Origin of the sequence: Vibrio sp. AH4, assembly GCF_030710545.1 — a bacterium.
GTDB lineage: Bacteria > Pseudomonadota > Gammaproteobacteria > Enterobacterales > Vibrionaceae > Vibrio > Vibrio metoecus.
Genome location: NZ_JALAIV010000001.1, coordinates 1,872,881 through 1,895,016, shown reverse-complemented (window position 1 = coordinate 1,895,016; position 22,136 = coordinate 1,872,881). Strand labels below are relative to the sequence as shown.

The 22,136-nt window shown below is 48.4% G+C and carries 22 protein-coding genes, 1 tRNA gene and 1 riboswitch; of the genes, 12 read left to right on the top strand and 11 right to left on the bottom strand.

Annotated features, from left to right (window positions below; all coding sequences use genetic code 11):
- Positions 1-198: 198 nt before the first annotated feature.
- Both MKA69_RS08910 and MKA69_RS08905 read right to left on the bottom strand, forming a co-directional pair.
- Positions 199-2,505 carry a zinc/cadmium/mercury/lead-transporting ATPase gene (locus tag MKA69_RS08910; protein WP_305847863.1) on the bottom strand — a complete coding sequence of 769 codons (2,307 nt, stop codon included), beginning with the start codon at positions 2,503-2,505 and terminating at the stop codon, positions 199-201.
- 116 nt (positions 2,506-2,621) lie between these two features.
- On the bottom strand, positions 2,622-3,038 hold the full coding sequence (locus tag MKA69_RS08905) for a CBS domain-containing protein (protein ID WP_001086715.1): 417 nt from the start codon (positions 3,036-3,038) through the stop codon (positions 2,622-2,624).
- Positions 3,039-3,265: 227 nt separating this feature from the next.
- Here MKA69_RS08905 and MKA69_RS08900 point away from each other — a divergent pair, with 227 nt between their 5' ends.
- A complete protein-coding gene (locus MKA69_RS08900) occupies positions 3,266-4,240 on the top strand; it encodes a GGDEF domain-containing protein (protein WP_000200636.1) in 975 nt (324 codons plus the stop codon).
- A 9-nt stretch (positions 4,241-4,249) separates the two neighbouring features.
- Here MKA69_RS08900 and moaE read toward each other — a convergent pair whose 3' ends face one another.
- The 5 genes from moaE to moaA form a co-directional block, all read right to left on the bottom strand.
- A complete protein-coding gene (gene moaE / locus MKA69_RS08895) occupies positions 4,250-4,711 on the bottom strand; it encodes a molybdopterin synthase catalytic subunit MoaE (protein WP_000350085.1) in 462 nt (153 codons plus the stop codon).
- Position 4,712: 1 nt separating this feature from the next.
- Entirely contained in the window at positions 4,713-4,958 is a 246-nt protein-coding gene (gene moaD, locus MKA69_RS08890; protein WP_055027251.1) for a molybdopterin synthase sulfur carrier subunit, read from the bottom strand.
- Positions 4,955-5,434 (bottom strand): cyclic pyranopterin monophosphate synthase MoaC, encoded by a 480-nt coding sequence (moaC, locus tag MKA69_RS08885; RefSeq protein ID WP_000080922.1) that lies wholly within the window; start codon positions 5,432-5,434, stop codon positions 4,955-4,957. The genes moaD and moaC overlap by 4 nt, the downstream gene beginning before the upstream one ends.
- A 10-nt stretch (positions 5,435-5,444) precedes the next feature.
- A complete protein-coding gene (gene moaB / locus MKA69_RS08880) occupies positions 5,445-5,957 on the bottom strand; it encodes a molybdenum cofactor biosynthesis protein B (protein WP_000509704.1) in 513 nt (170 codons plus the stop codon).
- A gap of 59 nt (positions 5,958-6,016) precedes the next feature.
- Entirely contained in the window at positions 6,017-7,006 is a 990-nt protein-coding gene (gene moaA, locus MKA69_RS08875; RefSeq protein ID WP_055031977.1) for a GTP 3',8-cyclase MoaA, read from the bottom strand.
- Positions 6,995-7,134: riboswitch (molybdenum cofactor riboswitch) on the bottom strand. It overlaps the preceding gene by 12 nt.
- Before the next feature lie 178 nt (positions 7,135-7,312).
- On the opposite strand from moaA, the gene MKA69_RS08870 reads away from it, so the two are divergent.
- Complete coding sequence (locus tag MKA69_RS08870) at positions 7,313-8,209, top strand: YvcK family protein (protein WP_000061074.1); 897 nt, start codon at positions 7,313-7,315, stop codon at positions 8,207-8,209.
- Here the strand turns inward: MKA69_RS08870 and luxU are convergent.
- The 3 genes from luxU to uvrB all read right to left on the bottom strand — a co-directional run bounded on the left by luxU (position 8,192) and on the right by uvrB (position 12,251).
- The gene (gene luxU / locus MKA69_RS08865) at positions 8,192-8,533 is read right to left on the bottom strand and encodes a quorum-sensing phosphorelay protein LuxU (RefSeq protein ID WP_055033311.1); all 342 of its coding nucleotides are present in this window, start codon (positions 8,531-8,533) and stop codon (positions 8,192-8,194) included. The two genes, MKA69_RS08870 and luxU, sit on opposite strands and share 18 nt — an antisense overlap.
- 3 nt (positions 8,534-8,536) lie before the next feature.
- A complete protein-coding gene (gene luxO, locus MKA69_RS08860; RefSeq protein ID WP_081022286.1) occupies positions 8,537-9,904 on the bottom strand; it encodes a quorum-sensing sigma-54 dependent transcriptional regulator LuxO in 1,368 nt (455 codons plus the stop codon).
- 316 nt (positions 9,905-10,220) lie between these two features.
- Positions 10,221-12,251 (bottom strand): excinuclease ABC subunit UvrB, encoded by a 2,031-nt coding sequence (gene uvrB, locus MKA69_RS08855; RefSeq protein ID WP_305847862.1) that lies wholly within the window; start codon positions 12,249-12,251, stop codon positions 10,221-10,223.
- 585 nt (positions 12,252-12,836) lie between these two features.
- Between uvrB and MKA69_RS08850 the strand changes: the two genes are divergently transcribed.
- The 10 genes from MKA69_RS08850 (at position 12,837) to MKA69_RS08805 (ending at position 20,979) form a co-directional block, all read left to right on the top strand.
- Positions 12,837-12,912: transfer RNA gene (locus MKA69_RS08850), tRNA-Asn, on the top strand.
- Positions 12,913-13,131: 219 nt separating this feature from the next.
- Positions 13,132-13,713 (top strand): electron transport complex subunit RsxA, encoded by a 582-nt coding sequence (rsxA, locus tag MKA69_RS08845; RefSeq protein WP_000141446.1) that lies wholly within the window; start codon positions 13,132-13,134, stop codon positions 13,711-13,713.
- On the top strand, positions 13,713-14,300 hold the full coding sequence (rsxB, locus tag MKA69_RS08840) for an electron transport complex subunit RsxB (RefSeq protein ID WP_158120481.1): 588 nt from the start codon (positions 13,713-13,715) through the stop codon (positions 14,298-14,300). The genes rsxA and rsxB overlap by 1 nt, the downstream gene beginning before the upstream one ends.
- A gap of 8 nt (positions 14,301-14,308) precedes the next feature.
- Positions 14,309-16,873: an electron transport complex subunit RsxC gene (gene rsxC / locus MKA69_RS08835; protein ID WP_305847861.1), complete on the top strand. Its 2,565-nt coding sequence runs from the start codon at positions 14,309-14,311 to the stop codon at positions 16,871-16,873.
- On the top strand, positions 16,873-17,919 hold the full coding sequence (gene rsxD, locus MKA69_RS08830; protein WP_305847860.1) for an electron transport complex subunit RsxD: 1,047 nt from the start codon (positions 16,873-16,875) through the stop codon (positions 17,917-17,919). Before rsxC ends, rsxD begins: the two co-directional genes overlap by 1 nt.
- Positions 17,920-17,930: 11 nt before the next feature.
- Entirely contained in the window at positions 17,931-18,560 is a 630-nt protein-coding gene (gene rsxG / locus MKA69_RS08825) for an electron transport complex subunit RsxG (RefSeq protein WP_069647877.1), read from the top strand.
- Position 18,561: 1 nt separating this feature from the next.
- Positions 18,562-19,254, top strand: coding sequence for an electron transport complex subunit E (locus MKA69_RS08820; protein WP_001293888.1), 693 nt, complete (start codon positions 18,562-18,564; stop codon positions 19,252-19,254).
- A 26-nt stretch (positions 19,255-19,280) separates the two neighbouring features.
- Positions 19,281-19,922 (top strand): endonuclease III, encoded by a 642-nt coding sequence (gene nth, locus MKA69_RS08815; RefSeq protein WP_001057745.1) that lies wholly within the window; start codon positions 19,281-19,283, stop codon positions 19,920-19,922.
- Positions 19,923-19,962: 40 nt separating this feature from the next.
- Positions 19,963-20,379 (top strand): lactoylglutathione lyase, encoded by a 417-nt coding sequence (gene gloA, locus MKA69_RS08810; protein WP_044127126.1) that lies wholly within the window; start codon positions 19,963-19,965, stop codon positions 20,377-20,379.
- A gap of 162 nt (positions 20,380-20,541) precedes the next feature.
- Positions 20,542-20,979: a DUF2753 domain-containing protein gene (locus MKA69_RS08805; protein ID WP_001021927.1), complete on the top strand. Its 438-nt coding sequence runs from the start codon at positions 20,542-20,544 to the stop codon at positions 20,977-20,979.
- Positions 20,980-21,027: 48 nt separating this feature from the next.
- On the opposite strand, the gene MKA69_RS08800 is transcribed toward MKA69_RS08805, so the two are convergent.
- Positions 21,028-21,912, bottom strand: a complete 885-nt coding sequence (locus MKA69_RS08800; protein ID WP_305847859.1) for an OmpA family protein — start codon at positions 21,910-21,912, stop codon at positions 21,028-21,030.
- Positions 21,913-22,136 lie beyond the last annotated feature (224 nt).

Sequence of the window (22,136 nt, the reverse complement as noted above, 5' to 3'; positions counted from 1 at the left end):
AATCTTTCACAATTAATCGATTTGCATCACAAATAACCTGTATCTGTGCTGCAAATACATACAGATCATTGCTCTCTTTCGTCAGCCTCAGCAAAGCATAGTGCAGAATCCGTCATCCTCAAGCGAGTTAGTCACTGCCTACCCCTGCTAGAGGCAGCGATTGCCTCTAGCGAAAGCAGTCCCCTATAGGAAGAGAGATCATGACGACGATCGAGAGCCAAATCGGAGCAAACGTAGCGCATTCAGTGTGACCAATGCTGTCGCACCACTGTCCGCAAGTACAGCGACCCACAGCCCGGTAATGCCAAGTAAGCTCGTAACCAAAAAGACGGCTTTTAGGCCTAATGCTAAAGTAACGTTTTGGCGAATAATCGCCAACGTCGCTCGCGACAGTTCAATCATGCTGGCAAGCTCAACCAACCGGTTGTGGGTTAGCGCCGCATCGGCTGTTTCTAACGCCACATCCGTACCGCCGCCCATGGCAATACCAATACTGGCTTCTTTCATCGCCGGTGCATCGTTAATACCATCGCCAACCATAGCAACACGCTGATTCTGCGCTAACTGCTGGATATATTTAACTTTATCTTGCGGTAGTAACCCCGCACGAAAATCCATATTCAATTGGCGCCCCATGGCGGCAGCACTGCGTTCGTTATCACCCGTTAGCATTAACGCCTTCACACCAATTCTCTGCAGTGCTTCAACAGCTTGGCAAGCGTCTTGTCGCAAGGTATCTTGCCAAGCGATCACGCCTACGGCGCTCTCCCCTTCTAGCATCACCACCACCGTTTTACTTTCTGCTTCGAGCTGTTCTACCTGTTGGCGCACAGTTTCAGGTAAGGCGATTTCAACCCGATTGGGCGCTAAAATTTGGTAAGTGACACCATCGATACTTCCGCTAATACCTCTCCCTACAAGCGCGGTTTTATCTTCCGCATTCGGGATCTCACAACCTGTTGCTTGTGCTTTCGCGACCAGTGATGTAGCCAATGGATGATGTGAACCCATCTCTATCGCGGCCGCTTGAGCCAATAAGCGGTTCTCGCTCCACCCTTGATAGGCAATAAGATCCGTCACTTGTGGCTTACCTTCAGTCAACGTACCGGTTTTATCAAAGGCTATGGTTTCGATTTTACCTAGCTGCTCTAACGCGGCTCCGCCCTTAATCAAAGCGCCACGACGTGCCGCAGAGGCTAAGCCTGAAGTAATAGCCGCAGGCGTTGAAATCACCAGAGCACAAGGACAAGCAATCAACAACAAAGCCAAGCCTCGGTAGATCCACGTTTGCCAATCGGCACCAAACGCCAGCGGCGGAATCGTAATGACCGCAACAGCCACCACCATCATGAGTGGTGTGTACCAACGGCTGAATTTATCTAAGAACCGCTCCAACGGTGCTTTACGTGACTCCGCTTCTTCAATCATGTGCAAAATACGGTCGATCGCGTTTTCACCTTGTTTAGAGGTAATTTCGACCTGCACGATTTTATCCACCACCACACAACCAGCAGAAACTCGCTCTCCTAACCCAAGTTCTACGGGCAGAGATTCCCCAGTCAGTGCGCTGTTATCAAGACTTGCCGCGCCGAGTAAGCGACCATCTGCAGGCAAACGTCCACCGGGTGCCACTTCGATAACATCGCCCGGTTGTAACTGTGCGACTGGCACCGTAATACGCTGACCATTTTCAATCCGTAGTGCATTTTCAGGCACCAAAGCCATTAAGGCTTGCACTCCGCTTCGTGCGCGTGAAGCGGCGTACGCTTCCAAGCGCTCACCAATCAAAAACAGGAGAAGAACCATTGCTGCTTCTATGGTTTCCCCTAAATACAATGCGCCAATCGCCGCAACCGACATCAAGGTTTCAATCGAGAAAGGAGAACCCGATTTGGCCAGACGCCAAGCTTGCTGAATGATCGGTAATAAACCTAACAGACAGGTAATGGTGAAAATCCAACGGCTAATTTCAGCGGAGTTGACGATCACCCCCACCGTCATCAAGGCTGCAATGCCAATAATTCGTGCGTTTTCATTGTGCCAAAACGAAGGTTTCGTGGACTCTACGTCCGAAGCTGCCGCCCCCGTTGAACTTAAGGTGAAACCACCATTCACCACGGCTTTTTCAATGTGTTGTGCCGTTGATTCTTGGTTAAAACCCACGACCAGTTTCTGGGTAGCAAAAGTGACGTGTACCTGAGTGACATCACTCAGTTGTTTGACTGCTTTTTCAATTTTTTGCGCGCAGGAAGGACAATCCATTCCCGCAATGAACCAGCTTTGTTGGAAACGTGATGAGAGCTCTGCGTTTCGACGTCGCTCGGGCTCCTCATCGGAACTTCCGCCGCCCTCAGCGCTACTGCAGCAGCTATCACCGCCACATGAAGCCACAACGTCGGCAGCACGAATTGACGCAATTTTAGGGCTTCCAGCGCAACTTGTTTGGTGGCCAGACATAGGTTTCGTTAATGATTTTGAACGACAAGCATGGTGTTTAGTACACATAGTTTTATCTCCTTTTTGTGGTCTGCCGTCAGCTTACACCTTGGAGTTAACTTCAAGGTCAAGCTTATTGAGCAACAAGTGGCAAAAAGTTTATCGTTCAGTCACCATAACAAGACTTAAACAGGATGTTGGAAACAGCTATTTAATGTTTTACTCAAAGCACGAAGAACATCACGCCGTGTGATCACCCCGACTAGCTTGCCATCTTCTATCACGGGGTACATTTTAGGTTTTCCCACTTTCATCATCGCCGCCATTTCGATAATCGAAGTGTCCGGTGACACCGACAGCACTTCATTATGCATGCAGTCGCTAACGATATGAGTATCTTGGCAGTGATAACTGGCGTGTACCAATTTATCCAACAAATCCTGTTCGGATAAAAATCCAACCACATGGCGCTGTGCATCAATCACAGGGCCCCCCATATTGTCTGACCGCACCACTTTCTCTAACGCGGCAGTCAACGACATTTCCGGGCTAAAAGTAATCGCTTGTGTGGTCATATAATCGCTAACTTTCAGTGAGTTCATCCTGTTCTCCTTATGTTCATACGTTTGTGAATCATCTTAAGTGTTGTACAAAATGAACGATTTATCCTGTCTCATTTCTTAACTCAAGCGCACAATATCAAAACGTTCTCATCCTTTTTTATGAACATTAGGTTTAATTAATAAAAGTCATACATGGCCCATATTCGTTCACGATAAGATCATCTATAAATAAAGTAATACGTAATCACTCAATAGGGATCGAGTCGATGACTTCTATTTTCTCCTCGACGATTATTGCTAACCCTGAAATTCTGCAGTTTATTTTCCAATCACTGCCTGAACCTACCTTTCTGCTCAATAAGCAAGGTGTCTATTTAGAAGCCTGGGGAGGTACTGACAGTGAACGCCACCATAATCCCTCTTACTTGGTGGGTTTAAGCCAATATGATGTACTCCCCGCTGCACAAGCCGCTTGGTTTACCCAAGTGATTGTTGAGTCCATCGAACAAAATTGTGCGAAAGAATTGGAATATGAAGTCGACCCAACCCAGTTACCTTGCTTTCAGCACGTTCCTGGGCCAACCGACAAGCAGTATTTTTCTGCGTTAGTGATCCCGTTACCAGGCACGGAAATGGTGCTATGGACGATACGTAACATTTCAGATTACAAGCACACAGTTGAAAAACTCGCACAGCATCAGTTGGAGTTGGAACACCTAACGCATATGGACCATCTCACCCAAGTGTATAACCGCTATGCGATGGATTCATTACTACCGCAAGCTCTTGATATTGCAAGACTGGATAAGATGAGCGCTGCCATATTGATGATCGATATCGATTGTTTTAAAGAGTACAACGATGGGTATGGTCATATTCAAGGTGATGAAGTTCTGCGTAAAATCAGCCAAACGTTGCGCCGATGGAAATCCAACCTTGAACTCTGCTTTCGTTACGGAGGAGATGAGTTTCTGATTTTTATGACAGGAGCGAATGTCGAACAATGCCAACAACGCGCTGAAGAATTAATGGGGATGATCGCGAATTTGCACATCCCACATCACAGTTCAAGAGTCTCAGATCACGTGACGATCACGATAGGCATTCGTCACTGTGACCTGATAGAACGAGAGATGACGGCCGAGAAACTGGTCTCTGTTGCAGATAAAGCCCTTTTTCATGCTAAACATCAGCAACGTGGCACCATTCATATGTTCAGTAGTACCACTTGGCATGAATAACCGTAACCGTTATTCGCCTTTCTCCCAACGCTGTGCGGCTTGATGATCGCTATCACGTGAATCGATCCAGCGGCTCTCTTCCGTTGTCAGCTCTTTTTTCCAAAATGGCGCGCGAGTTTTCAAGTAATCCATGATGAATTCGCACGCTTCAAAAGCCGCATTACGGTGTGCACTGGTCACGCCAACCAACACAATTTGATCGCCGCTGAGCATATCGCCGACGCGATGGATCACTCGAACACGCTGCAAAGGCCAACGCTCTTCCGCCATATCACAAATCTCTAGCAAAGATTTTTCCGTCATGCCCGGATAGTGTTCAAGGTGTAACCCCACGACATTATCGCCCAAGTTCATATCTCGAACCTTGCCGACAAAAGTCACCACAGCGCCCGCTTGAGTCCCTTGCGCTAAAGCCTCGTATTCTTGCGCAAGCGAAAAATCTTCCGTTTGTACAGAAACGCGATGGTCCATATTAACCTCCCGTCACTGGTGGGAAGAAGGCGACTTCGTCCCCCTCTTGCAATGGCGTATCCAGCGGTACTATCGATTGATTAACTGCGGCCAGCAACTTACCCGGTTCTAGAGCCAAATCCCACTTACCGGCTTGTTGCGCCAAGTGGTGGCGTAGCGCTTCAACCGTCGGAAAAACCTGTTCGACTACCAGACTATCGCACTCCACCAACTCACGCGTTTGGGCAAAAAACAGCACCTTAATCATGTTTCCACCTTAAAGTGTCCTGATTTACCGCCTAACTTTTCTAGCAGTCGTACGTTCTCAATCACGATGTCTTTCTGTACTGCTTTGCACATGTCGTAAATAGTCAGAGCCGCAACCGATGCGGCGGTCAATGCTTCCATCTCAACACCGGTTTTACCGCTGAGTTTACACAGCGATTCAATGCGCACACTGTTTTGCTCCGGCAGCGCTTCTAGCTGTACTTCCACTTTAGAAAGCAGCAGAGGATGGCAAAGCGGTATTAGCTCCCACGTACGTTTCGCGGCTTGAATACCCGCAATACGCGCCGTGGCAAACACATCCCCTTTATGGTGCTGACCAGAGAGAATCAGTTGCAGCGTTGCGGGTGCCATGCGCACATAGGCCTCGGCACGCGCTTCACGAACTGTGTCTGCTTTACTCGACACGTCCACCATATTGGCTTCACCCGAAGCATTAATGTGAGTGAGTTGACTCATCAAACCTCCCTTATACCGTCAGGTGTGGCATAAAGTTACATGGGCGATGAGAAGCATCCAATTGCTGTTTAATGATTTTTGTCCAACCGGTGCGGCATGCGCCCGTTGAGCCTGGCATCGCAAAAATCACCGTGTGGTTAGCGAAACCCGCGACCGCGCGCGACTGAATGGTCGAGGTACCAATCTCTTCAAAAGAGACCATTCGGAACAGCTCGCCAAAGCCTTCCACTTCTTTATCAAACAAAGGCTTCAGCGCTTCAGGTGTGCTGTCACGTGAGGTAAACCCAGTGCCACCGGTGATCAAAATCGCTTGGATGGTTTCATCCGCAATCCATTGTGAAACCACCGCACGGATTTTGTACATATCGTCAATCACGATCTGCTTATCAGCCAGTTTATGACCCGCTTCTTGCAACTGCTCAGCCAAGTAACGACCTGAAGTATCATTTTCTTCGGTACGCGTATCTGACACGGTTAAAACGGCGATGTTTGCTGCTTGAAATTTGCTTTCTGCGTGACCCATTTGTTCACCTTTTAAAAATGGTTAAACCTCGATAGCGAGGTCAAATTATCGGTAGAAACTCAGCCGCCAATAGACGCTAAATGAGGCGTGACACCCGAGTTTCCATCATGCAGGAAGTGGGTTTCCGCCTTGTTTTGCAACTGGGCTTGAATTCGTTCAATCAATGCGTTTTCTTGTTGTTCTTCCTGAAGGAGATCGCGCAAATCTATGCCTTGTTCGCCAAATAAGCACAGATGCAGTTTACCGAGAGCCGACACACGTAGGCGGTTACAACTGCTACAAAAGTTCTTCTCATAAGGCATGATAAGACCGATCTCCCCTTGGTAATCAGGGTGGATAAACACCTGTGCAGGGCCATCGTTATCCGCTCTGGCTTTAAGTAGCCAGCCATTACCAAGCAGGTAGTCACGGATTGACGCGCCAGAGACATGATGGCGAGTAAATAACTCGTCCATTTCTCCGGTCTGCATCAATTCAATAAAACGCAATTGAATGGGGCGAGTTTTTATCCACGCCATAAATTTAGGGAGTTCAAGGTGGTTAAGATTTTTCATCAACACCACGTTGACTTTGACTTGCTCAAAACCGACATCAAAGGCGCGATCGATGCCTGACATCACCTGCTGGAAGCGATTTTCACCGGTGATTTGCGCGAACATACGCGGATCTAAGCTATCCACGCTGACATTCAATTGAGTCAACCCCGCATCACGCCAGTCACCAACATGTTTCGCTAAACGATAGCCATTAGTGGTGGTAGCGACTTTTTGAATGCCGGGAGTTTGCGCGATGGTATGAATGATTTCGCTGAAATCTTTACGCAGCGAGGGTTCGCCACCCGTAATCCGCACTTTTGAGGTGCCGCAATGCGCAAATGCATTCACCACTCGGCGAATCTCATCCACAGTCAAAAATGAGGTAGGACGATCCACCAATGGCTTATAGCCATCAGGTAAACAATAGGTACATTTGAAATTACAAACGTCAGTTATGGATAGACGTAAGTAATAAAACTTACGTTGAAATCTGTCTTCGAATTGTTGCGCCACAGAACACCTTTCCAAATACGGGAGGCAAAATCATTTCCAATCCTGCCCTTGTGACATTATGCCACTGGCTTACAACGCATATTTACAGGTTTAAACTTAGCGCGGTAAGCTCGGAGTTAAGGCCAAGCAGTACGATGTTTCCATCTCTTTAGCTCAGGCTGCTGGTAAAATACTTAATAATTGTATGTGATTCTAGCCTTAACGAGAAAAAAATGATGGCCTTGTGGAAATTAGCCCTAAATAGGTACTCATTGTGAATGAAGTTCGTTAAATTGCTGCGGGTTATGAAAAAATAAGAAGATGCTCATGTCTCTATACGAAAACAAAAAAGTCGTCGCTATCGGCGGCGGCCATGGTTTGGGGCGCATGTTGGCGGCGCTCAAAGTATTTGGCTCCAATGCAACAGGCATAGTCACCACCACAGATAATGGCGGTTCGACAGGACGCATTCGTCACTGCCAAGGGGGGATTGCTTGGGGCGACACCCGTAACTGCATCAACCAACTGATTACCGAACCCTCCATCAGTTCGATGATGTTCGAATACCGCTTTAAAGGCGCTGGAGAGCTCAACGGCCACAACTTGGGCAACCTAATGCTCACCGCTTTGGATAACCTTTCTGTACGTCCGCTGGATGCGATTAATCTTATTCGTAACATGCTTAAGGTTGATGTGAATATTCTGCCGATGTCTGAGCATCCCTCTGATCTTGCTGCTCTTTCAATGGATGGTAAATGGGTAACGGGCGAAACCAGCGTTGACGAGATGACGCAAGATTTGCGAAGACTTGATCTTGCTCCTGAAGTCCCCGCCACCAAAGAAGCAATCACTGCGATTCAAGAAGCGGACTGCGTGATCCTCGGCCCCGGCAGTTTCTTAACTAGCATTATGCCGCCGCTGCTGTTACCAGAATTGGGTAAAGCGATTGCGCGCAATCAAACCGCTAAAGTGATTTTTGTCGAGAACCTCTCTCCAGAGTATGGGCCGGCGGGAAGAATGAGCTTAGCGCAGAAACTAGAGTGGTGTGAAAGAGCGTGTCAGGGACGCAAAATTGATGTGGTGCTAGGTCATCACCCTCATCCGGATCTGCAAGGACAATGGAATTTTGTTACCCGAGATTTGGCCTCTGCCAACCGTGACTGGCGTCATGACCGGCAGAAGCTGAGACAAGCGATTGAAGAGCAGTTATGCAACAAGATTTGAGTAACACTGATGCGTCTGTTTCAGCAAATCGAGCATCTGTGTGACTTCTAGCGAGATGTCTAGCATCTCGCCAGATTTGGCTCGGCTATCCAATTCAATCGCTTTGGCACACAAGCGGTCTGCGCCAAAACTGGCCGCGCTACTTTTTAGTGCGTGGCTGATCTCTTTGAGATAGCCCAATTTATCCACCACCTGTTCACTGACGAGCTTAGATTGGTAGTCACCAAGTTCACCGAGAAAGATGTTGACCAAAATCGGCACATTTTCTTCGCCTATCTCTTTGGCAAGCAAATCAATTTTACTTTGATTGATCCATTCTCTCATCGCTTACCGCTCCTTCTCTTTTTCTTTCACTTTTTCATTCCAAGTTTGCAGCTTGCGATAGATGGTTGAAGGACTGACATCCAGATAGGTTGCGGCACGGGGAATGTTACCATCACACGCTTCAATAGCTTGCTCGATGGCCTGTTTTTCCGTCATCCACAATGGGAAAATTTCATGCACTGACACTTTGTTTTCATGGGCGAGCGGTAAAGCTCGATTGATCGGAGTTGGCATTTGGTTTAGTGGTGGCGGGAGCATATCTAACGTGATTTCACGGCCTTCATTCAGTACCACGACATTACGTAAAACGTTTTGTAATTGACGCACGTTACCCGGCCACTCGTAGTGACGGAAGCGCTCGACCACTTCGGCCGACAAGCGTACAAAATCTTTCCCTTCTTCCTTGGACATAAAGCCAAGCAGCGAGTAGGCAATCTCTATCACATCATCACCACGCTCGCGCAATGGTGGTAAGTGCAGTGGGATCACATACAAGCGGTAGTACAAGTCTTCACGAAAACGCCCTTCTTGCACTTCTTTCCAGGGGTCACGGTTGGTCGCACACACAAAGCGCACATCCACGCTTTTCATTTTCGATGAGCCAACTTTTTGGAATGTTCCGGTTTGGATAAAGCGCAGCAGTTTGGTTTGTAAATCCAAATCCATTTCGCACAACTCATCCAAAAATAGCGTGCCACCATCAGCGGCTTCCGCAGCACCTTGGCGTTCAGTCGCCGCACCGGTAAAAGCCCCTTTTACGTGGCCGAACAACTCACTTTCAATCAGATCTTTCGGGATAGCAGCACAGTTAATGGCAATAAACGGTTTATCGCCACGTTTACTCGCAGCGTGAATCGCTTCGGCACACACCTCTTTACCTGTACCACTTTCACCGGTAATGAAAATACTCGCTTTACTGCTCGCCGCTGAGTCTATTGTGCGATAGACCGCTTGCATGGTTTGGCTACTACCGATAAAGCCTTGATAGTTCTGATTTTTATTATCGACATCATTTTTGAGTTTCGATGCTTTACGGATCGCGTTATTCACCGTGACCCGCAAGCGATCCGCCTCACAAGGCTTAATCAAAAAGTCTTGAGCACCATGGCGCATCGCTTCAACCGCGGTATCAATTGAACCGTGCGCCGTCATGAATACAATGGGCACATCTGGTGATTTTTCTTTTACTGCATGCAGGACATCCATCCCCGTCATATCCGGTAAACGTAAATCAAGCAGGATCAGATCCGGCTCACGACGACTGATGCTTTCAATTGCATCGCGTCCTGTACCGACGATATTAATATCAATATCCAGCGGGGTGAGATAGGAGCGATACAACGCCGCCACCGACGCTGTATCTTCTACCATGAGTAAGTATTTCGCTTTCTGCAAAGATTGATGTTGTTGCATAGCCTAGCCATTATTGTTTTGCATTTTGCTGTAATAATTGCATTTGGAATTGCATTTTGCAAATTGGAATCGAAAATTTATCCTCGATAGCGCCAATGCTCACAAATATTGACCGCTTTTCGTTGGCACGATATGTGCTTCACTACTATTGACCCGCAAGGGTCACCTAGCCAACTGACGTTGTTAGTGAATAAAAATGTTCACAAATAACAGCCAATAGACTCATTCTATTGGCTATTTTTTTATCTGCGTGTTTGAAATACGCATTCACCGATTAGCTGTTGGCGATAAACTGCTGACGCAACTGATGAATCTCATCACGTTTTTGCGCCGCTAACTCAAACTCTAAGTTCTGCGCATGTTGGTACATCGCCGCTTCTAGTTTGCTGATCTCTTTTTCCAATTGTTGTGGTGTAAGAGCTTGATATACAGCCGATTCTTCCGCCACTTTGGCCAAAGGCACTACTTTGCTGTTCTTTGGCTTACGGGATTTCGCAATATCACCCAGCTCCATAATGTCCTTCACGCTGCGTTTTAATGGCTGCGGAGTAATACCAAGCTGCTCGTTGTAAGCATGCTGCTTCTCACGGCGGCGCTCGGTTTCATCCATCGCTTTACGCATCGATTTAGTGATCGAGTCGGCGTACAAAATCGCTTTACCATTGATGTTACGAGCAGCACGGCCGATGGTCTGAATTAGTGAACGTTCAGAACGCAAAAAGCCTTCTTTATCTGCATCAAGGATAGCCACCAAAGCCACTTCCGGCATATCCAAACCTTCACGCAGTAAGTTAATCCCGACCAAAACATCGAAAACACCTAGCCGCAAGTCTCGAATAATCTCCACTCGTTCAACGGTATCAATATCCGAATGCAGATAACGTACTTTCACCCCATGCTCATGCAGATATTCGGTTAAGTCTTCGGCCATGCGTTTGGTTAGGGTAGTCACCAAGATCCGCTCATCATTGGCAGCACGCACACGCGCTTCTGAAAGCAAATCATCCACCTGAGTGGCTACTGGGCGCACTTCGATGATCGGATCCAGCAAACCCGTTGGACGAACCACTTGATCCGCCACTTCACCACCGGATTTGGTTAACTCATACTCACCTGGTGTTGCAGACACAAAAATGGTTTGCGGAGCCAGTGCTTCAAATTCATCAAATTTAAGCGGGCGGTTATCCAGAGCAGAAGGTAAGCGGAATCCAAACTCCACCAAGGTTTCTTTACGTGAACGGTCACCTTTAAACATGGCGCCAATTTGTGGCACGGTGACGTGCGATTCATCGATGATCAGCAGACCATCGTGAGGTAAGTAGTCAAATAAGGTTGGAGGTGGCTCCCCCTCGGAGCGCCCACTGAGGTACCGCGAGTAGTTTTCTATCCCAGAGCAAAATCCCAGTTCGTTCATCATCTCAATATCAAACTGAGTTCGTTGAGAAATCCTCTGTTCTTCGAGCAATTTATTGTTATCCAAGAGATATTGCCGACGGATTTGCAACTCATACTTGATCTGCTCTATCGCCTCAAGGATCCGTTCACGCGGCGTTACATAGTGCGTTTTAGGGTAAACCGTGAAACGCGCTAAATCACGTGACGTCACAACCCCTGTTAATGGGTCAAAAAGACTGATGCATTCCACTTCATCATCAAACATCTCTACCCGAACGGCTTCTTGATCCGATTCCGCAGGAAAAATGTCAATCACTTCGCCTCGAACGCGGAATTGACCTCGTTCAAACGCCATGTCATTACGCGAATATTGCAACTCAGCTAACCGACGCAGCATATCGCGTTGGTTGATAACGTCCCCTCGGCGTAAATGCAGCATCATTTTCAAATAAGAATCGGGGTCGCCCAAACCGTAGATCGCAGAAACCGAAGCGACAATCACCGCATCTTTGCGCTCTAATAATGCTTTGGTCGCAGATAAACGCATCTGCTCAATATGCGCATTAACCGAAGAGTCTTTCTCAATAAAAGTATCGGTGCTTGGAACGTAAGCTTCAGGCTGGTAGTAGTCATAGTAAGAAACGAAATACTCCACCGCATTGTTGGGGAAAAAGGCTTTCATTTCACCGTACAGCTGCGCTGCAAGGGTTTTATTTGGCGCAAGTAAAATTGTAGGACGCTGAGCGATAGCAATCACGTTGGCTAAGGTAAACGTTTTACCCGACCCCGTAACCCCAAGCAGAGTTTGGTGAGCTAATCCTGAATCCAACCCCTCTAGTAATTGCTTAATCGCGGTAGGTTGGTCACCGGCAGGTTGATAATCCGAAACCAATTCAAATGCTTTACTCATTGCATCCTCGTTGTACACTTTTTCGAACGCTATTGTTGCTGTATGCGTAGCGGATGATCAAGCACTTAATTCCACCACCTTTTATCACGTACGCTGTGGTGTAAATGAATTTCCGCATCCATGTGCGAAGGATCTTCATTTTACTGAAAATAATCCTAGCTTCACGATATGAGGTTTGCTAACATCCTCAGCCCTACTCAGGCTTACCGCCCACTCTCTTCACAAAAATAATCCACCTGTTTTCCCCAGATTTTCCTCTGAACCTGTTTTAGTGCCTAAAATTCATCAATTCACATCACACTAAGAAACTTGTGGAAAAGAAAAAATAATCCTTACAAAACAATAATTAAAATCAAAAATTATCTTTATGCGAAACTGAGCTTTTACTCAAAAAACGCCCCTAGCCAAACTAACTCAAGATTCATCAACACACTTATCCACAAATTTAGTGGATAAGTGAATGCAGCTCAATAGCCGTAAGGGATACGAGAAAGTAAACCCTTAACCACATAAAAAAGCGACATTTTTTCAGCGAAAAACATTGACACGAAAAAACCAGATCGCTAACATCCGCTCCGAAACTATTCCTCCTTAGTTCAGTCGGTAGAACGGCGGACTGTTAATCCGTATGTCGCAGGTTCGAGTCCCGCAGGAGGAGCCAAATTTAAAGCCCAGTCGCTAGCGACTGGGCTTTTTTATTGCCGATTTCCCGAACAAAATTCCCCACACGATCTCTTATGTTTCTCTACCGTTCGCCTCTTATTTGCCACTTATTGCGTATAATTTATGTTCATGTATCTAAAACCTTAGCTTTCCTTGGTTGTTATTGCTTTGGCAAAGCAGGATAATACTGGGATCGGAAGCAAACATTTATATAACTATGACCGAATATATTTTGTTGTTAATTGGCACTGTGCTGGTGAACAATTTTGTACTGGTGAAGTTCTTAGGCTTATGTCCTTTCATGGGCGTATCGAAAAAACTAGAGACCGCAATTGGCATGGGGTTGGCAACCACCTTCGTCCTGACATTGGCCTCCGTTTGCGCCTATCTGGTAGAAAGCTACGTGTTACGCCCACTAGGCATTGAGTATCTGCGCACCATGAGCTTTATTTTGGTGATCGCTGTCGTGGTACAGTTCACCGAAATGGTCGTGCACAAAACCAGCCCGACACTCTATCGCTTGCTAGGGATTTTCCTGCCGCTGATCACCACCAACTGTGCGGTGTTAGGTGTTGCGCTGCTCAACATCAACGAAAATCACAACTTCATTCAATCGATTATTTATGGCTTTGGCGCTGCGGTAGGCTTCTCTCTGGTGTTGATCCTGTTCGCTTCAATGCGTGAACGGATCCATGTCGCCGATGTCCCCGCTCCCTTCAAAGGCGCGTCCATTGCGATGATCACCGCAGGTCTCATGTCTTTGGCCTTTATGGGCTTTACCGGGTTGGTGAAACTGTAATGAGTACCATAGTCATCGCTATTCTTGCTCTGGCGGCATTGGCCGCCGTGTTTGGAGCCATACTGGGTTTTGCTTCGATCCGCTTTAAGGTTGAGGCAGACCCCATCGTTGATCAAATTGACTCCATCTTGCCGCAAACCCAATGTGGCCAATGCGGCTACCCCGGATGTCGCCCTTACGCCGAAGCCATTGCCAATGGCGATGCGATTAACAAGTGCCCTCCTGGTGGTCAAGCGACCATTGAAAAACTCGCTGACCTAATGGGTGTCGAAGTACAAGACTCCGCTCATGATCTGGACAACAAAGTCAAAATGGTCGCCTTTATCCATGAAGACATGTGTATCGGTTGTACCAAGTGTATTCAGGCTTGCCCGGTCGATGCGATTGTGGGCGGTAACAAAGCGCTGCACACGGTGATCAAAAATGAGTGTACGGGTTGTGACCTGTGCGTTGCGCCCTGCCCGACAGACTGTATTGAAATGATCCCGGTACAAACCACCCCAGAGAGCTGGAAGTGGCAACTCAATGCCATCCCTGTGGTCAATGTGACCGATTCTGCGCCTGCTGCGCAGAAAAGTGCGAATTAAGGATGGGTATGTTGTCATTAATCGAACAAATCAAATCAGGTAAGCTTTGGGACTTCCCCGGCGGCATTCATCCGTTTGAAAATAAACACCAATCCAACCGTCAGCCGATTATCAATGCGAGCATTCCGAATGAGCTGGTACTACCGCTCAAGCAGCACATTGGTAAGGCAGGCGATCTACTGGTGAAAGTGGGCGATCGCGTTTTAAAAGGCCAGCCGCTGACGCAATATACGTCGACCTTCATGTTGCCGATTCATGCGCCGACTTCTGGCGTCATTAGCGCTATTGAGCCGCGCACTGTCGCTCACCCTTCCGGTTTGAGCGAGCTGTGTATTGTTCTGACACCAGACCAACAAGAAGAGTGGTTTGATTTACAGCCGCAGCCCGATTATCAACAGTTGTCCCCTGAAACACTCTTGGAGCTGATCCGTCAGGCAGGTATTTCAGGTATGGGTGGCGCAGGTTTCCCAACTGCGAAGAAACTGCAATCTGGGCTTTCGCGCACCGAAATCTTGATCATTAACGCCGCCGAGTGTGAGCCTTATATCACCGCAGATGATGTGTTAATGCGTCAATATGCCCATGAAATTATTCAGGGGATCGAGATTGTTGAACACATTCTAAAGCCAAAACTTACCATCATCGGGATTGAAGATAACAAACCGGAAGCCGTTGCAGCGCTGCAACAAGCCGCGCAAGACAAACCGATGGTGATCCGCGTTATCCCAACCAAATACCCGTCTGGTGGTGAGAAACAACTCATCAAAATCCTGACTAACTTGGAAGTTCCGAAAGGTGGTATTCCTGCCGATATCAGTTTGATGGTGCAAAATGTCGGCTCATTGCAGGCGATTGCGCGCGCGATTGTGCATGGTGAACCGCTGATCCGCCGTGTAGTGACACTCACCGGTGATTGTTTCCGTAAACCACGTAACGTTTGGGCATTGCTCGGCACGCCTGTCCAAGCGCTGCTCAATGAGTTTGGCTACAAAGCCGATAAAAAGCTGCCGCGTCTCATCATGGGCGGCCCGATGATGGGCTTCACTCTGCCCCATGCGCAAGTGCCGATCACTAAAACCGCTAACTGTATTCTTGCGCCTACACGCAATGAGTTAACCAGTAGTGATAATGAGATGGCGTGTATCCGCTGCGGTCAATGCGCCGAAGCCTGTCCGGTATCGCTATTACCACAGCAGTTACAGTGGCACGCGAAAGCCGAAGAATTTGATAAGTGCGAAGAGCTCAATCTAAAAGACTGTATTGAATGCGGCGCTTGTGCTTATGTCTGCCCGAGTGAAATTCCGTTGGTGCAGTACTATCGCCAAGCCAAAGCAGAAATTCGTACCCGCAGCTTAGAAGCGGAAGCCGCTGAACGTGCTAAAGCACGCTTTGAAGAGAAAAAAGCGCGGATGGATCGCGATAAGGCCGAGCGCGAAAATCGCTTCAAGCAAGCGGCGGAAGATCGCCGTAAAGAGATGCAGCAGCAAGGTGGCTCCGATGCCATTGCCGCTGCGATTGAACGCGTTAAAGCGCAAAAAGCGCAGCTTGAGCCAGCCGATAACAGCGTAAAACCTGCGATTGCGGCGGCGATTGCACGCGCCAAAGCCAAACAGGCAGAAGCGGCACAAAGTGGCGCAAGTGAGCCAGATAATAGTGAAATGGCGAAACTGCGTGAAGAACGCAAACGCCAAGCTCGGGAACGCAAGGCACAAAAAGGTGAAGTGACTGAAGCATCAACCAGTGATGATGCGGACGATAAGAAATCGGCTGTCGCTGCGGCCATTGCTCGCGCTAAAGCGCGTAAAGCAGAGCAGCAGGAAACCGAAAGCGCAGCTCAGCCAGCACAAGCCACGCCAAGCAGTGACGACACTGACCCGAAAAAAGCTGCGGTCGCTGCCGCCATTGCTCGCGCTAAAGCACGTAAAGCGGAGCAGTTGGAAACAGAAAGCACAGCTCAGCCAGAACAAGCCACGCCAAGCAGTGACGATGCTGACCCGAAAAAAGCTGCGGTCGCCGCCGCCATTGCTCGTGCTAAAGCGCGCAAAGCAGAGCAGCAGGAAACCGAAAGCACAGCTCAGCCAGAACAAGCCACGCCAAGCAGTGACGACGCTGACCCGAAAAAAGCTGCGGTCGCCGCCGCCATTGCTCGTGCTAAAGCTCTCAAAGCAGAGCAGCAGGAAACCGAAAGTACAGCTCAGCCAGAACAAGCCACGCCAAGCAGTGACGACGCTGACCCGAAAAAAGCTGCGGTCGCTGCCGCCATTGCTCGCGCTAAAGCACGTAAAGCAGAGCAGCAGGAAACAGAAAGCACAGCTCAGCCAGAACAAGCCACGCCAAGCAGTGACGACGCTGACCCGAAAAAAGCTGCGGTCGCTGCGGCCATTGCTCGCGCTAAAGCGCGTAAAGCAGAGCAGCAGGAAACCGAAAGCGCAGCTCAGCCAACTCAAGCTACGCCAAGCAGTGACGATGCAGACCCGAAAAAAGCTGCGGTGGCCGCCGCGATTGCTCGCGCCAAAGCACGGAAAGCCGCCCAACAATCATCATCTAATTTAAACGCTGAGGAGAAAGACTAGTGGCCTTCTTTATTGCTAGCTCCCCACATTTACGCAGTAAGCGCAGCACGGCTGACGTTATGCGTTGGGTATTAGCCTGCGCACTGCCCGGCCTGATAGCCCAAACCTACTTTTTTGGCTATGGCACACTGGTTCAACTCCTATTAGCCATCTCCGTTGCGGTGGCATTGGAAGCGGGTATCATGCTACTGCGTAAACGCTCGCCCATTTCCGCACTACGCGACTACAGCGCAGTGGTGACGGCACTGTTATTGGCCGTTGCCATTCCGCCGCTTTCACCGTGGTGGATTGTGGTGATTGGTTTGATCTTTGCGATCGTGATAGCCAAACATCTTTACGGTGGGCTTGGGCAAAACCCCTTTAACCCCGCCATGATTGCTTACGTGGTACTGCTCATCTCCTTCCCGGTACAGATGACCAGCTGGATTGCGCCAACCGAGTTGAATGCCGAACCCAGTTCGCTGGTCGATTCGGTATCACTGATTTTCGGTGGCTTTAACAGTGACGGGCTGTCGTTACAGCAAATCCGCACCGGTATTGATGGCGTAACCATGGCAACCCCACTGGATGCCATCAAAACCTCGCTCAAAGCGGGCCATACCATGAGTGAAACCTTAACTCAGCCTCAGTTTAGCGGTTTTGCGGGCATCGGTTGGGAATGGGTCAATATTGCCTATCTGCTCGGCGGCCTGATGCTGCTGAAACTGCGTATCATACGTTGGCATATTCCGGTGGCAATGTTGGTAGGTTTAATCATCACATCGCTACTCGCTCAGCTCTTTGCTCCGGGAACCACGGCTTCGCCAGTTATCCATCTTTTATCAGGCGCGACCATGCTCGGCGCATTTTTTATCGCAACCGATCCAGTCAGTGCCAGCACCACCGACAAGGGACGCCTGATTTACGGTTTCTTCATCGGTGCTATGGTGTTTATCATTCGTAGCTGGGGTGGCTACCCTGATGGTGTTGCGTTTGCGGTATTACTCGCCAATCTCTGCGTACCACTGATTGATTACTACACCAAACCCAGAACTTACGGACACTAAGAGCGCGACTTATGCTGACAGCAATTCGAAAAAATGGCCTGATTCTCGCCATCTTTGCCTGTGTTTCAACGGGTTTGGTGGCGCTGACTTACGCCCTCACCGCAGAGCAAATTCAACAACAAGAGCAAAAGCAGCTACTGCAGGTTCTCAACCAAGTGATCCCACATAAGTATCACGATAACCCTCTGGCGCAAGCCTGTACTTTAGTCAATGATGACAAACTCGGCACAGCCAAAACCATGCATGCTTATCTGGCGCAACGTGACGGCCAGCCCACAGCCATTGCGATTGAGACCATTGCCCCCGATGGTTATAACGGTGAAATAAAATTGATCGTCGGGATCGCTAATAACGGCACCGTGCTTGGTGTGCGTGTACTTGCCCACCAAGAAACACCGGGGCTAGGTGATAAGATTGATTTACGCATCAGTAATTGGGTATTAGGCTTTAACGGCCAACAAGTCACCGCCGATAATCAGGATGACTGGAAAGTACGTAAAGATGGCGGTCAGTTTGACCAATTTACGGGTGCAACCATTACTCCTCGCGCTGTCGTACTGGCGGTCAAAAAAGCCGTGGAGTATGTCAACCAACATCAACAACAGCTGCACAATCAGCCGAATCCGTGTGAGGGTCAATAACATGAGTGAAAACCGAACTCTGATGTTAAATGGCATGTGGAACAACAACCCAGCCTTAGTGCAATTACTGGGATTGTGTCCGCTGCTCGCCGTTTCCTCCACCGTGACCAATGCCCTCGGATTAGGCATCGCTACGCTTCTTGTTCTCGTCGGCTCGAATGTCACCGTCTCTCTCGTGCGTGATTATGTGCCGAAAGAAGTCCGAATTCCGGTGTTCGTGATGATCATCGCTTCGCTGGTGACTTGCGTACAGTTACTGATGAACGCCTACGCTTACGGGCTTTATCTCTCGCTCGGCATTTTTATTCCGCTGATTGTGACCAACTGCATCATCATAGGTCGTGCCGAAGCGTTTGCTTCAAAAAATGATGTGCTCCCAGCCGCGTTAGACGGATTTTGGATGGGATTGGGGATGACCTCAGTACTGGTTGTGCTCGGATCACTGCGCGAAATCATCGGCAATGGCACGCTGTTCGATGGCGCGGACCTGCTACTCGGAGAATGGGCTAAAGTTCTACGCATCGAAGTGTTTCACTTTGACAGCGCCTTTTTGCTGGCACTGCTGCCCCCCGGTGCCTTCATCGGCGTTGGCTTTTTGATCGCCGCCAAAAGCGTGATTGATAAACAGATTGCCGCTCGCCAACCAAAACAACAAAAGCAAGCCATAGAGCGTGCACGCGTGACCAATGTCTAACCTGATCAAGGAAACCAACCCGTCTAATGAATAACGCGAAACGGATTGAAATTTTAGAACGGCTGAGGGCTAACAACCCAAAACCTGAAACCGAATTAAACTGGAACTCCCCCTTTGAGTTGCTGATTGCGGTGCTGCTCTCCGCGCAAGCGACCGATGTCAGCGTCAACAAAGCCACCGATAAACTGTATGCAGTGGCTAATACGCCACAAGCCATGCTTGATCTGGGTGTTGATGGCGTCAAAGAGTACATAAAAACCATTGGTTTATTTAACTCTAAAGCCGAAAACGTCATCAAAACTTGCCGTATTTTGCTTGAAAAGCATCAAGGTGAAGTGCCGGAAGATCGTGAAGCATTAGAAGCGCTGCCTGGCGTTGGGCGTAAAACCGCCAATGTGGTGTTGAATACAGCCTTTGGCTGGCCGACTATTGCGGTCGATACGCACATCTTTCGCGTCTCCAATCGCACCAAATTTGCGGTCGGCAAAAACGTCGACGAAGTAGAGCACAAGCTACTCAAAGTCGTACCTAATGAGTTTAAACTCGATGTGCACCACTGGTTGATTCTGCATGGCCGTTACACCTGTGTCGCGCGCAAACCACGTTGTGGCAGTTGCATTATCGAAGATCTTTGTGAATTCAAAGATAAAGTGTACCCAGAAAGCTAATTTCCCAAAAAACCGTTATCCGGAAAGTAAGGAGCTCTTAATGTCCAACCATCGTATTTTGCACACCATGCTACGCGTCGGCGATTTGGATAAATCGATCGAATTCTATACTCAAGTAATGGGTATGAGCCTGCTGCGCAAAAATGAGAATACTGAGTACAAATACACCCTCGCCTTCTTAGGTTATGGTGATGAATCCCAAGGTGCGGTCATTGAGCTGACCTACAACTGGGGCGTGGCGGACTATGAGAAAGGCAACGCATACGGCCATATCGCGATTGGGGTTGATGATATTTATGCGACTTGCGATACCATCAAAGCGGTGGGAGGCATTGTAACCCGTGAACCAGGCCCAGTGAAAGGCGGGACAACTCACATCGCTTTCGTGAAAGACCCTGATGGTTACATGATTGAGCTTATCCAAAACAAGCAAGCCCATGCTGGTCTTGAAGGCTAATCGCCGATTCTGATGCATGATGCCGTCTTATGGACGGCATTTTTTTGCACGCTGTTCTTTCACCCTTTCTCTGCAATGCGTAATTCCCACACAATTCCTGTCATTTACATGATAATAATTATCAATTAATCTGAAGCAACAGATAATCAAGGAGAAGGTGTGATGAATATAAAAGAGTGGGAAAGGCATACCCTATTAGCCGATATCGCTATGCAGGAGTCAGACCACCTGCGCAGCATTCTTCACTATCAACAAGCGCTCACCGTCAGCCAACAGTTGGATGAAAGTGAAGAGATTGACATGGAAGATCGCATGATGATCTCGGTTATCTCTTGCCACAACATGGCCAAGTTTTGGCGCACCATGGGCGATAACCAATACGAGCTTAAATACCTACAACTGGCCTCAGAGCGCGTCCTCACGCTGATCCCTCAGTGCCATAAACCGGGTTGTGAAGCTTTTGTTGACTCTTTAGGCTGCTGCCGTAAAGCGCTGCTCGATTTTATGAAGCGCCACCCTAATCCAGAGATCGCACGCATGGTGCAACATATAGATACCGCCTCAAAATGCGAGATTATTGCTCAGTTTCGCCTCAATTAACGGTATCACCCAACCAATGCGCTCTCCCAATTCAGGTGTGATTCGCTATCACACCTGAGTGCGGCCTAGTGAAATCACCACGCGGCGGTTTTTGTCTTTACCAATCGGCGAAGCGTTATCGGCAATCGGCCGACGTTTGCCATAGCCCTGCACTTGAATGCGATCTTCCGGCAACCCGATCGATTTAAAGTATTCGCGCAGCACCTCAGCCCGTTGTTCCGATAGATTTTGGCTATTGTTATTGGTGTCTGTTGAATCGGTATAGGTGGAAACCAGCACTAAATCAATATCTTGGTTATAGCGTACATATTCAGCGATCTGTGCCAAACGCTTTTGTGACGCTTTATTCAGCTCAACGCTATCACCTTGATCATAATGCAAAATCGTGAATGAAATATCTTCAAAACTGTAAGGCAGCAGCTTGGAAATGCAGTCACTAAATTCGTTGTAAGGTTGCTGGAAGAGCACCGCAGACAGCGCTACTTCGATGCGTTGATCGCGACTTTGCCAATCTTGATAGCTGAAGGTTGGGTAGCGGCCTTTTTCAAGCTCACTCAACAGTGACCAAGCCGTTTGCCCGCCAATATAACCATCAAATTGTTTGAAGAATTGTAGATTGGTAATGCGATCTGCCGCCTCACCCGGTCGCCAAATGGGTGGCATAGACACTAAGCTAACGTTACGAGTATCGCCCATCGGACGGCGCATTTTCAGTTCAAAATCGAGGTTGATTTTTTTACCAGCACGAGAAGAAAACTCGGCATCCCCATAGTTCGGGATCGGGTGCACAAGGCGGCATTCCAACGGCGTGTTGGTTTGCATTTGCCACGTAGATTGCTGTGGCGTTGCCACATAACGCACCTCCAACGCCAAAGCAGCTGGCGCTGACAACGAGCTCAAGGCAAACAAACTTGTGATAACCCATTTATTCATAAATACTTTTTCTCACTACTGGTACTGCATGCTCAGACGGAGGTTTGCCGCCTGCGAGACTTGATGGATTAGATGCAAAAATCTAGCCAGCGCGATAATAACATGGATAACCGTCCACAAGGTGAACATACTCCTGCGAATCTGGCATCACACCCTTCAAACATTATCGCTTCCCGTTATTGAACAATTAATTGCCTTGATTTAAGTAGGCTAGGTTTTTCTCC